The following is a 12,102-nucleotide window of genomic DNA, read 5'->3' as shown; positions in this document are numbered from 1 at the left end:
TAAGAGGTAGCTATGAAATATTTACACAATATTGCGCTTAAGTGTAAGCGCTGCAAACTGGGATTAAGACATACGTACCGCGTGATTTTATCTATGATATGCGTATTGTGCTGCGTTTTCCCGCTTAGCGCTTGCAGTAGCGATAATCGCAGTAACGTAATACGCATTGGTATTAAGTTTGATCAGCCTGGTCTTGGTTTCAAAAAATCTGGAACATACGTAGGCTTTGATGTAGACGTTGCAAAATACGTTGCCAAAAAGTTGGGTTACTCCGAAGATAGGATTGTTTGGAAGGAATCGCCTTCAAAACAGCGCGAAGCAATGCTCCAAAATGGCGATGTGGATATGATTGTTGCAACATATTCCATAACAGATGCTAGAAAAAACACTGTTTCTTTTGCAGGACCATATTTTATTGCTGGCCAAGATTTATTAGTTCGCAAAGACGAGCATAAAGTAAGCGGCCCAGATGATTTAGACGGAAAGCGCTTATGCTCTGTAACTGGTTCTACGTCTGCAATAGTTATTAAAGAGAAGTATTCTTCAAAAGTTCAACTTATGCAACAGCCTGGCTATGCGGAGTGTGCAACAGCATTATTCTCTGGAATCGTAGACGCTGTTACAACAGACGATATTATTCTTGCTGGCCTTGCTACAGCATCGCGCGGCAGACTAAAGCTTGTTAGTAAGCCATTTACTGAAGAACACTACGGAATTGGCATTAAAAAAGGAAACACTAAGCTAGCTAAGCGCATTAATAATGCTCTTAAAGACATGATTAAAAATGGCTCATGGAAAAGGGCATTAGACGATAACATGCGCGGAACTGGTTTTAAGCCAAACGCAAAGTATAATCCGCCAGTACCAAATGAGGGGGAGGAGTAAAATGCAAGACTTTGTGCAATTATTTACCTCGTACAATATTCCAGGAGCATTCTTGGTAAATATTGAAATCACATTGTGGAGCACGCTTTTTTCCACGATTCTTGGCGTGATTCTAGTTATGATGAGGATCTGCCCAATTCATTCGCTTCGCATTATTGCAAGCGCATATGTTGAGTTCTTTAAGAATATGCCTCTAACTATAATCATGGTGTTTATGGTTCTTGGCGTGTATGCTCAGCTAAAGCTCGGTTTTTCTGATGTTTTTAGCGTAAACTTCTTCTGGCTTGCAATTGCTGGCTTGAGCTTCTACACTGCAGCATTTGTTTGCGAATCTTTAAGATCTGGCTTAAATACAGTACCTTTGGGTCAGGCAGAAGCATGTAGAGCGCTTGGACTTAACTTCTTCCAATCGGCTTTTAATGTGATTTTGCCTCAAACATTTTGCGGATCGGTAGCACCTCTTGGAAACACGTTTATTGCGTTGCTTAAAAATTCCACTGTTGCTGCAGCTGCATCTGTTGCAACTGAAACATCTACTCTTATGAGCGAGATGATTGAAAGGCATGCAGATTTGATTGTTCCAATCTTTTTGATTTTTGCATGCGGATACATTGTGTTGATTATTCCAATTGGTATTCTTACAACTTATTTGTCTAATAAGCTTGCGGTTAGAAGGTGATAAAAATGGCAAAAGAACAAGAAAAATCTCTGTTATTTGATGCGCCTGGACCTAAGGCTCTAAAGAAGATTCGCATTGCAAATATTGTTGCTTGCGTTGTGTTTGCGCTTATTGTTATTGCTTTGCTTTTAAGACTTAGCAATCCTCCAGAGGGCGAGAATCAGCTTTCGTGGGCATTGTGGAATCCAGCTGTAGAATCGGAAGCTTGGAGCGATTTTTATCTTCCAGGATTGTGGATGACTCTTAAAGCTTCGCTTCTTGCTGTTGCAGGATCAATAGTTTTTGGACTTTTGTTTGGTCTTTTAAGACTATTGCCTAGCTTGATTCTTCGTAGCATTTCTGCAGTTGTTGTTGAGTTTTGTCGAGCTGTACCAGTGCTTTTGCTTATGATCTTCCTTTGGCGAGGATTTGCATTTGCTGGAATAAGTGGCGCGTCTTATTGGGCTGTTGTGTTGTCTTTGATTTTGTACAATGGTTCTGTTGTTGCAGAGTTAGTTCGCTCTGGCGTTGGAAATCTTCCTAACGGTCAGCGTGAAGCATCTTTAGCTCTTGGATTATCTCAATATCAGTCTTTAACACAAATCGAAATGCCGCAAGCTATATTCGCAATGCTTCCAGCAGCTGTAACTCAGCTTGTTGTTGTGTTAAAAGATACTGCATTAGGTTCCATAATTATGTACACTGATTTGCTCCAAGAATCTAGACGACTTGGATCAATGTACTTTAATATTTTGCAAACTTTGACTGTTGCTGCAATTGTGTACTTCTTGATTTGTTGGGCTCTTTCTTGGTTTGCTGAATGGCTTCCATCAAAGCTTAGTAGCAGAACAGCAGCTCCGACTGAGCCAGAACCTGTTGCGCCAATCGCAATTATGGATCCTTCTAACGTGAATCAGATTGCTGTTGCTAAGGAAGTTAAAGAGCTGCCTCATGGTGGAACTCCTAGAAAGTACCACGTGCATCATCGCGGCACAAATGCTTCTATTCACCATTGGCGTCGCACGCGTTACTTGCAAGGCTACGATGAGCATCATCTAGAAACAGGTGACGAGAATCTAGATGATAGTCAAAATACTAACCAAGATAAAAATAATAAAAAGCATGATTAGTCATAACTTTTAGATTAATCATGAATAATAGCGCAATGGGTTTGATTCCGCCTGTTGCGCTATTTTTATTCGTTTGTTTTATTCGTTTGAACAAAACTCTATTTAGTATTTACTAAAACACGACTAAAACATGCTTAAAACGTTACAAAACATGCTTAAAATAAAAATCGGCACAAAATCGCCACAATCATGTTAAAAATCGTGTTTTGCTGTGTCGTCATTGAAAGATATTATAACAAAGATATGCTTGCGTTCGCCGTTATGACTGGAGGAAAGTTTTATGACTATCGCACAAGCGGGGGAAAGCAAGTCTCGTAGAGTTTTGTTAAAGCTCTCGGGAGAAGCATTTGGCGGTGGCGCCGTTGGTATAGATACTCATGTTATTCGTAGAATTGCTGGCGAGATTGTAAAAGCAGTGCATGAAGGCGTGCAAGTTGCAATCGTTGTTGGCGGCGGAAACTTCTTCCGCGGTGCAGAGCTTCAACAAGCTGGCATCGATCGTAGTCGTGGCGATTATATGGGTATGCTTGGAACTGTTATGAATTGCTTAGCTTTGCAAGATTTTCTTGAGCAAGCAGGTCAGGCAACTCGCGTTCAAACTGCTATAACAATGGGTCAAGTTGCTGAGCCTTATATTCCACTTAAAGCGATTCGACACTTAGAAAAAGGCCGAGTTGTAATTTTTGGTGCAGGCGCTGGAATGCCTTATTTTTCAACCGATACCGTTTCTATTCAGCGTTCTTTAGAGATTCATTGCGATGAAGTTTTAATGGGTAAGAATGGCGTTGACGGAGTTTATAGTGCAGATCCTCGCAAAGATCCTAATGCTAAGAAATTCCTCACTCTTAATTACCATCGCGCGCTTGTTGATGGTCTTGCAGTTATGGACGCTTCTGCGCTTTCTATGGCTAGAGACAACAGCCAAAAGATTCGTGTATTTGGTCTAGAAGGAGAAGGAAACGTTACTCGCGCATTAGTCGGAGATCAAATCGGAACTTTGGTTTCTAACGACGAGCCTACATTTGCTTAATAGATGAAATATTAGTGAATAATCATCAATAAATAGAACATGCAAATTAGGCAATAACTTAATAACCTAAAATTTAACAAACCTAAAATTTATAAATAAAATTTTAATTGGCACAACTAATACCAATAAAGGAGAACACATGCCAGCTATTATTGATCAGGCTCTTGAACAAATGAACAAGTCTGTTGAAGCTACAAAAGAAAACTTTATGGGCATTAGGACTGGTCGAGCTAATCCTGCTCTTCTTAATGGAATTATGGTTGACTATTATGGCGCGCCAACTCCTATTAAGGCTGTAGCTTCTATTGGCGTTCCAGAGCCAAGAACTCTTTCTGTTACTCCTTTTGATGCATCGCAAGCAAATGCTGTTGAAAAAGCTATTCGCGATTCAGATTTGGGTGTTAGCCCTAACAGAGATGGCAATGTTATTCGCGTTACAATGCCAGAGCTTACTGAAGAGAGGCGCAAAGAATACGTAAAGCTTGCTAAGACCAAGGCAGAAGAAGGCAAGGTTGCTGTTAGAAATATTCGCCGCAAGACTAAAGAAAGCATTGATAAGTCTGTTAAAGATGGCGAGATTGGCGAAGACGAAGGCGATCGTTTGCAAAAAGAACTAGATAAAGTAACTAAGCAAGTTACTGATTCCTTAGATGTTTTGCTAGAAGGCAAGCAGAAGGAAATCATGGAGGTTTGATTCTTTGGATTCAAATGCTACAAACGATGCTTATGAAGCTTTAACAGATATAAACAAGCGAACTGGCAGGAATATGCCACAAGCTATTGCAACTGCGGTGCTGCTGATTGCTGTAATTGTGGCATGTCTTCTTGTAAGCATAGATGCTTTTGTTGTTCTTCTAACTGTTTTTATGCTTCTTGCGTTGTGGGAATTACACGTTGATTTTGCTACAGCAGGATTTAGGATTCCTTTTGCAATTCTGTCTATTTGCTCGGTTATTACGATTTTTTCAACCTTCTACGCAAAGTGGCATGCAGTTGCAATGGCAAGTGGAATAACTGCCTCGCTTATTTTAACTGTTATTTTTGCAACTCTAAATAGCACTGTATCTAAAAGAACTATGCGTGCTGTAGAAAAGAAACTACAGCATGCAACTTCTAAAAGCTTAAAAGCTAATACTTTTACTAATACAGCTGTTTCGTTGTTTGTAGTGTTGTATATTCCTCTTCTTGCTTCTTGCATTATTTTATCTATAGCTGATTCTAAACAAGCTGTAGCGCACGCAATGCTACTCATATTTTTACCCGCTTTAAGCGATACGGGTGGTCTTTTTGCTGGAGCATGGTTAGGTAAACATAAGCTTTCTCCACGAATATCTCCAAAAAAGTCTGTTGAAGGACTTATAGGATCTATGCTTCTTGCACTAATCGGAGCTTACGCGATTGTTGCTGGATTCTATGGAACATCTTGGATTAAATTCTGGTGGATGCCTGCTGTTATGGGCATTTTGTCTGGAATTGTTGGAACTTTTGGTGATTTGTGCGCATCTATGCTTAAACGAGATATTGGCATTAAAGACATGGGTCATTTGCTTAAAGGTCATGGCGGAGTTTTAGATAGAGTGGACTCAATCTTGCTGTGCGCGCCAGTTTTAATGGCATTAATCAAAGCTGTTGGATTCTAATATTAGTTTTTACCAATTAGAATTTACCAATTAAACGTTTTAACAAAAGTCCTTATGTTTTGTTGAAAGTAAAAGAAAATAAAGGAAAGTAAAGAATATGACAATTTGCGCTATTCCTAGTCCAAGTATTTCTCAAATTACATTCGGACCTATTACATTAAGATTTTATGCGCTTTCGATTCTTGCTGGAGCACTAGTTGCAATTTGGATTGCTAATCGCAGATGGAAGCGAGAAGGCGGAGATTTTAACCAAATTCTAGATATAGCTCTTGTAAGTCTTCCTATGGGAATTGTTGGTGCACGTCTATATCACGTTATTACAACTCCAGAGAAGTTTTTTGGCGCAAATGGCGATTTTCTAGAAATTTTTAGGATTTGGAATGGTGGACTTGGAATCTGGGGCGGAGTAATACTTGGCTCTTTGGCTGCTAGTGCATTTTGCGTGTACAGAAAATATCCTATAAGTCTACTTGCTGATTGTGCAGCTCCTGCATTGCTTGTAGCTCAAGGAATAGGGCGCTTAGGCAATTGGTTTAATCAAGAACTTTATGGCGCTCCTACAACACTTCCATGGGGATTAAAACTTAATTATTCGGCGTCAAACGCAATTGGTCACAGTGAAAGATGCTACGACGGTCTTACGTGCCCAGAAGGCACACTTTTTCACCCAACGTTTTTGTACGAGATGCTTTGGAATTTTGCAGGTGCTGCTTTGCTTATATGCTTTAGTAAAGCGCTTAAAAGCAAGCTTAAGTCTGGTTCCGAGTTTGTTCTTTACGTAATGTGGTATACAGCTGGAAGAATGTGGATTGAAGCTTTACGTATTGATTTTTCACACACTTTCCTTGGAGTAAGAATTAACGTTTGGGTATCGATTGTTATTTTTATTGCTTCGATTATTGTTTTTGTTATTTTGCAAAATAGTAAAAAATCGCGAGTAAATCTTGTGAACCGTTTAATCGACATTACTGCATACGAACGTGAGCGCGAACTTCAATCCAAAACAAAAATGGTTTCTAAAAGAGAAGTCAAAGAGGAATCTAAGTTAAATAGTTAGTTTTAGTTAGATTTTGTTTTTCTAGTCGCTTGCTTTTCTTAGAATGGAACACATGAATATACAAATAGCACCTAGTATTCTTTCTGCAGATTTTTGCAATCTTGAAAGAGATCTTATAGCAATTTCAAATGCTGATCTTGTTCACGTTGACGTTATGGATCATCATTTTGTACCGAATTTAACTTTGGGGGAGCCGATTGTAAAGCGCATTTGCGAAGTTACTAATCTTCCTGTAGATGTTCATTTGATGATTGAAGACCCAGACCGTTGGGCACCAGAATACGCTAAGCTTGGGGCTGATTCTGTTAGCTTCCACATGGGTGCAACTCACGCTCCTGTGCGTCTTGCGCGTCAGCTTAGAGATATGGGTTGCAAAGCTTGCTTTGCAGTTCGACCGGCCGAGCCAGTTGAGCCTATTTTCGATATTTTAGACGAGTTTGACATGGTTCTTATTATGACTGTTGAGCCTGGTTTTGGTGGTCAAAAGTTCTTGAGTAATCAAATGAACAAGGTTCGCCGTTTACGCGATGAGATTACGCGACGCGGATTAAGCACACATATTCAGGTTGATGGCGGTGTTAGCCCATCTACTGCTGCAACTGTTGCACAAGCTGGAGCAGATGTTCTTGTTGCTGGCTCTGCAGTTTACGGAGCAAGTAGCCCAGCTCAAGCAATTGATTCTATTCGTAATATTGCTCAAGAAGCTTGGCGCGCATAGAAATATTGGGGCATAAAAGTGCCCCAATATTTTATTATTCGCAATAGTATTAGTATTGAAAATTTTATTTTTAGCAAGTTTTAAGGAAATTAGGTATGGTCAAATTCGTTTATAGTCAGGAATATAGTCCTGAAGCGCTTAATCGAGTTCTTACTGTGCCTAATGTTATTAGCTTTTTAAGAATATGCTCAATACCTTATCTTGCTGTTTTAATTGCGCAACACAAAATGTGGCCTGCTTTAATTGTTCTTGCAATAGCTGCACTTTCTGATTGTATTGACGGTTATATTGCAAGAACTTTTAATCAAGTTAGCAAATTAGGCCAGATTCTAGACCCTATTGCAGATAGGCTTCTTATAGTTTGCAGCACATTAGCTTTAGCATTTGCAAAGATTATACCTTGGTGGGCATTAGCTTTAGTTGTTTTGCGAGACGCAATAATGGCAATTTTAATTGTGATTCTTGCACAATACGACTATGGCCCTTTGCCTGTTAATTTTATGGGCAAAACTGGAACAGCATTGCTAATGGTAACTATTGTTCTATTTATGATTGTTTTCGCTATTGCAACAGAGCCAATGCTTATTCTATATGCTGCTGCAATAGCGTGCGCAATTTGGGGAATCACGCTTTATTGGTTTGCAGGAATATTATATTGTATACAAGCTTATAAACTACTAATAAAAAAGGCTAAATAATCCTTACGATTTTTTGAAAACGAGTTAATAGCAACGGATAAATCATGGTGGAAAAGACTTCTAAGCTAAATAAAAGTGGGGATCATGCCTCTAGTGGCACAATCCCAGAGTCTTTTCCTGCTCCAACTGTTGTTTTGTTTTCTAAACGCAGAGCAGTATTTTCTAAATCCGTGTTTGGTTTAGGCGCTCATCATGTTACAAATTCATCGTATACTTTTTCGTCGCATCGAGATAGGCATCGTAGGCTTGAAGATTATTCTCTTAGACTAATAGATGATTTAAGCAACAGGCCAGTTGATCCGCTTTTTATGGATTCTAGACTAAATAAGCAAAATGTTAGCAAGATTAGTCTTTGGATTACAAGAATAATTGTTTTTGTAATTTGCATTGCGGTTGGTACTGTTGGTAGTCAATTCGTACGTAAACTACACGCTGATTCGCGTAAAGCTATACGCGTATCTTTAGCGAACGAGCTTACGACTCGCGCAAGCAGATTCGACAATCTTGTTAAAGAAGTTGCAAAGCTTCGCGCTAGTGTAGACAAAGAGTCTAAAAGAATTAACACTCCGTACGAAAATCAAGTTGATAAATCCGACAACATGACTAATGGTACTCACGCTGTATATGGGCCTGGTGTTGTTTTGACTATTGCAAATCCTATTTCTGCAAGTAACGATGTTTCTAATGGTTCTCTTCCTAGAGAAATGTCTAAAGGCGCTAGAATCAAGGTTGTTACCGATAGAGATATTCAAATCTTTGTTTCTATTCTTTGGGATGCTGGAGCAGAAGCAATATCAATTAACGGATACAGGATTGGTTCTCAAACATCGATTCGTACTGCAGGATCCACGATTCTTGTTGGAGTTAATCAAACTCAAAGCCCGTATACGATTGAGGCAATAGGAGACAGCTCAAGCCTTATTGAAAAGTTAAATTCTCAAAAGCATTCTGAATGGTTTACATCTCTTACAAATGCTGGCATTAATCCACAAGTCTCAGCTACTAGTAACTTAAAGTTATCGGCAGCTGGAACGGGAGAAGTAAATTTTGCAAAAGAGTTGACGAGTAGAAGATAGAAAAATAGGAAAGATAGGAAATAGGTTATGACAGCTATTCTTGGATTGATTTTAGGAGCACTTATTGGTATTGTTGTGCATCCAGATATTCCAGTGGTTATTCAACCGTATTTGCCAATCATGGTGCTTGCTGCACTAGATGCTCTTCTTGGCGCTGCTAGAGCCTATTTTGAGCGCAGCTTTTCCGACAAAGTGTTTGTTATTTCGTTCTTCTCAAATGTTATTGCTGCAGCGCTTTTAGTTTTGCTTGGCAACCAGCTTGGAGTTGGTGCACAATTGCAAACGGCTGTTATTGTTGTTTTAGGAATACGAATCTTCTCTAACGTTTCTGCAATTCGTCGTTTTATATTTAGGGGATAGATTCAGGGGATAATATGAAACATCCACTTGCGAATACTTCAAAAAACAGCGTAAAAAACAATGAATTAAGCGATAATAATATTGATAAAAATATAGACAATATTGTTAAGCGGCTTCATCGCCAGCATGCTAAAGATCGAGAAAGCGACCGCACTCAAACAGGTTCCTTCCCGAAAGTTACGCGCAAAAATAAGCCATCTTTGCAAGGTCATGTTACAAGAACGCGCATTCTAACAGGCTTGCTTGTTATGCTTCTTTGTGCTCTTCTTAGCTTTGCATATATGATTCAAGTAAATCGAAGTGCTCTTGTGTACCAAACTATGAGCGAAGACGAACTTACACGATTGATCACGGAAACTAATTCTCAAATACAAAATCTTGAACAACGAAAGTTTGAATTAACAAGTCAGCTTAATTCTCTAAAAGCATCTGTGAATAAGCAAGAAGAAGCTGCTAGAATTGCTAAGCAAAATTCGCAAACAAGCGGCTTGATTTCTGGTCGTCTTCCAGCAATTGGAAAAGGTGTTATTATTCATATTACAGCTGGAGAAAAAGAGCGCGTAGATGCTGCAACTATGTTTCAGCTTATAGAAGAGCTTCGCAATGCTGGTGTGGAAGTTATGTCTATTAACGATATTCGTATTGTGACTTCTAGCTACATTTCCGACACTAAGCATGGATTGCTGTGTGATGGAATCGAGATAAATCCTCCTTACATAGTTAAGGCTATTGGCGATGCGCAAAATTTGCAAAACGCCGTAAATATTGCAGGGGGAGTTGGATCTAGATTAAAAGTTAAATTTGGCGCTTCCGTATACGTTTCAACGCCTGAAGAGGTTGAGATTCGTTCAACACGCGAACCAAAACAGTATCAATATGCAAAACCGGTCGAATAAGAAGGTAAAATAGCAATTATGACTGAACCTATTCCTACAGCTGGCGAAACAACCATTATTGGCATGCCAGCAATAACTATTCCTGTAAATTCTAGTGCAGACCGCCCTCTAAAGCAGGATGATTTAGACACAATAGCAAAACTACTGCCAGGCACCGCTTTGCTTATTTCTACACGTGGGGCAGTTTCTGGGTCTCGTTATTTGCTAGACGAAGATGTTGTATCGGTTGGGCGTGATTCCAGAGCAGATATTATGCTTGACGATTCTACTGTTTCTAGAGCGCATGCAGTGTTTAGAAGGAATGGAAACGTTTTTAGCATTGCAGATGCTGGCAGCTTAAACGGAACCTATGTTAATCGTAATCGAGTTGATGAAGCAGTTCTTAATAATGGCGATGAGATTATGATTGGCAAATATCGCTTAATGTTCTTTACACAAAGTGCTGTTAGTAAACGATAATAAACAATAATGGTGTTAAAAAACTCTTCTAGTAAAAATGCACTGGCGGATTTCTACGAATCTAATAATCAGCCAGTGCAAGGGGAGTTATTTGCTTTTTCTAGCGAAGGAGAAGAGTCCGTAGGATATCGCGGAAGCGTTGCAATGAAGATTGCTGGAATAACCTATAGGCAACTTGACTATTGGGCTAGAAAAAACATTATTGAGCCTTCTATTAATCCTTCTCACGGGTCTGGATCCAGGCGTTTATATTCTTTTAAGGATATTTCTATTATGGCGGTTGCTAAGCGACTTTTAGACGCTGGCGTAAATCTTACAAACGTTACAACAGCTATAGTTTTTTTGAATTGTTATAGTGTTAGTCATCTTGAACGCATGACAATAATTTGCGATGGTCAATCTGTTATGGAATGTAACAATAATCAAGAAAATATGTTTAGCATGCTAGAAGGCGGCTCAGCTGTTTTTGCAATCGCAGTTGGATGCATTGTTAAGCAAGTACGAGCTGATTTATCTAAAGAATCTTCAAACTAAAAATATTTTCAAATCTTAAAATCTTACTTAAAACCTATATCATATTGAAAATATTCGAATAATAAAATATTAAAAGTAATAAATAATAAGAATAATAAAAGTGGAGTATTAGTACTAATTCTTATCTAGTGTTTGTGCTTTATGACTAATCTGACATAACGTACATTATCGGATACTTATATAGGATTATTTTTATATAGAAATATTATTTGCGCAAAGTATTAGAATTATCAAAATATTCATCAATAGCAATGCTTAAATCGCAAACATTGTCAATAATTCTATAAGCACCGTGCTTTTTAAGCTCACCAGGCTCTGCGTAACCCCAAGCGCAACCAAGACAATCAATGTAGCAAGCTAATGCGCCATCTGCGTCCGTCCATCGATCGCCAACCATTAATGCTTTGTCTAGCGAATAGTCAAAACCAATATTTTTTAGAACATAACGTATAACTTGGTCTTTTTTAATTCTAGACATATCAGCACTTGCGCCGTAAATTCCATCAATTAAATCTGTTAATCCAAAATAATCACAAATAGGCTTAACTTGATATTCTGGCTTGCAAGATGCTGTAGCAAGATAATATCCAGATTCACGTAATTTCTTTAATTGTTCTGGAATTCCTTCATAAACCTTGTTCAAAAGGCTTCCAGTGATTTTGCTACCACTAGGATCTCTAGGATCTGTAAAAGTTGCAACTTCGGAATAATACTTTCGATACAACTTTACGCCTTCTAATTGCAAATCTTCTGGCATACCATTTCGTTGAAAAGATTCAAGAATAGACGGCCCTACAAAACGCATCATCTCTTCATCGTCTGGAATTTGCATTCCTAAATCGCTCATAGCTTTTTTAGCACATGCGATAATTCCCATATGAGATTGAGTTAAAGTGCCATCTAAATCAAGCAAAACAACTTTCATGGCGTTTCCTAAAAATCCTAAATTAATAATTAATAT

Annotated in this window: 15 protein-coding genes; 14 read left to right on the top strand and 1 reads right to left on the bottom strand. The window is 38.7% G+C overall.

Annotation, left to right across the window (positions count from 1 at the left end; translation table 11 throughout):
- Positions 1-12: 12 nt before the first annotated feature.
- The 14 genes from AC1EKB_RS02155 to AC1EKB_RS02090 all read left to right on the top strand — a co-directional run bounded on the left by AC1EKB_RS02155 (position 13) and on the right by AC1EKB_RS02090 (position 11,141).
- A complete protein-coding gene (locus AC1EKB_RS02155; RefSeq protein WP_481248711.1) occupies positions 13-885 on the top strand; it encodes a glutamate ABC transporter substrate-binding protein in 873 nt (290 codons plus the stop codon).
- Between the two features lies 1 nt (position 886).
- Positions 887-1,564 (top strand): amino acid ABC transporter permease, encoded by a 678-nt coding sequence (locus AC1EKB_RS02150; RefSeq protein ID WP_415694217.1) that lies wholly within the window; start codon positions 887-889, stop codon positions 1,562-1,564.
- A 5-nt stretch (positions 1,565-1,569) separates the two neighbouring features.
- Complete coding sequence (locus tag AC1EKB_RS02145) at positions 1,570-2,673, top strand: amino acid ABC transporter permease (protein WP_060785977.1); 1,104 nt, start codon at positions 1,570-1,572, stop codon at positions 2,671-2,673.
- A gap of 280 nt (positions 2,674-2,953) precedes the next feature.
- Positions 2,954-3,703, top strand: coding sequence for a UMP kinase (gene pyrH / locus AC1EKB_RS02140; RefSeq protein ID WP_004130872.1), 750 nt, complete (start codon positions 2,954-2,956; stop codon positions 3,701-3,703).
- Positions 3,704-3,842: 139 nt separating this feature from the next.
- Positions 3,843-4,397, top strand: coding sequence for a ribosome recycling factor (frr, locus tag AC1EKB_RS02135; RefSeq protein ID WP_415694216.1), 555 nt, complete (start codon positions 3,843-3,845; stop codon positions 4,395-4,397).
- Positions 4,398-4,401: 4 nt separating this feature from the next.
- A complete protein-coding gene (locus AC1EKB_RS02130) occupies positions 4,402-5,343 on the top strand; it encodes a phosphatidate cytidylyltransferase (protein ID WP_415694215.1) in 942 nt (313 codons plus the stop codon).
- A gap of 97 nt (positions 5,344-5,440) precedes the next feature.
- The gene (gene lgt, locus AC1EKB_RS02125; RefSeq protein ID WP_415694214.1) at positions 5,441-6,400 is read left to right on the top strand and encodes a prolipoprotein diacylglyceryl transferase; all 960 of its coding nucleotides are present in this window, start codon (positions 5,441-5,443) and stop codon (positions 6,398-6,400) included.
- 52 nt (positions 6,401-6,452) lie between these two features.
- On the top strand, positions 6,453-7,118 hold the full coding sequence (rpe, locus tag AC1EKB_RS02120; RefSeq protein ID WP_004130865.1) for a ribulose-phosphate 3-epimerase: 666 nt from the start codon (positions 6,453-6,455) through the stop codon (positions 7,116-7,118).
- A 95-nt stretch (positions 7,119-7,213) separates the two neighbouring features.
- Entirely contained in the window at positions 7,214-7,816 is a 603-nt protein-coding gene (locus AC1EKB_RS02115; RefSeq protein ID WP_016792034.1) for a CDP-alcohol phosphatidyltransferase family protein, read from the top strand.
- Positions 7,817-7,860: 44 nt separating this feature from the next.
- A complete protein-coding gene (locus AC1EKB_RS02110) occupies positions 7,861-8,892 on the top strand; it encodes a DUF881 domain-containing protein (protein WP_481248710.1) in 1,032 nt (343 codons plus the stop codon).
- Positions 8,893-8,919: 27 nt separating this feature from the next.
- Positions 8,920-9,252, top strand: coding sequence for a small basic family protein (locus AC1EKB_RS02105; protein WP_481248709.1), 333 nt, complete (start codon positions 8,920-8,922; stop codon positions 9,250-9,252).
- A 14-nt stretch (positions 9,253-9,266) separates the two neighbouring features.
- Positions 9,267-10,148: a DUF881 domain-containing protein gene (locus AC1EKB_RS02100; protein ID WP_415694211.1), complete on the top strand. Its 882-nt coding sequence runs from the start codon at positions 9,267-9,269 to the stop codon at positions 10,146-10,148.
- Positions 10,149-10,166: 18 nt separating this feature from the next.
- A complete protein-coding gene (locus tag AC1EKB_RS02095; protein WP_004130855.1) occupies positions 10,167-10,607 on the top strand; it encodes an FHA domain-containing protein in 441 nt (146 codons plus the stop codon).
- 9 nt (positions 10,608-10,616) lie between these two features.
- Positions 10,617-11,141 (top strand): MerR family transcriptional regulator, encoded by a 525-nt coding sequence (locus tag AC1EKB_RS02090; protein WP_481248708.1) that lies wholly within the window; start codon positions 10,617-10,619, stop codon positions 11,139-11,141.
- 205 nt (positions 11,142-11,346) lie between these two features.
- On the opposite strand, the gene AC1EKB_RS02085 is transcribed toward AC1EKB_RS02090, so the two are convergent.
- Positions 11,347-12,066, bottom strand: coding sequence for an HAD hydrolase-like protein (locus AC1EKB_RS02085; RefSeq protein ID WP_481248707.1), 720 nt, complete (start codon positions 12,064-12,066; stop codon positions 11,347-11,349).
- Positions 12,067-12,102: the final 36 nt, after the last annotated feature.

The sequence above is a fragment of the Gardnerella sialicivorans subsp. sialicivorans genome, from assembly GCF_056746795.1.
Note: the sequence above shows the minus strand (reverse complement) of the source record. Positions and strands in the feature narration are given on the sequence as shown.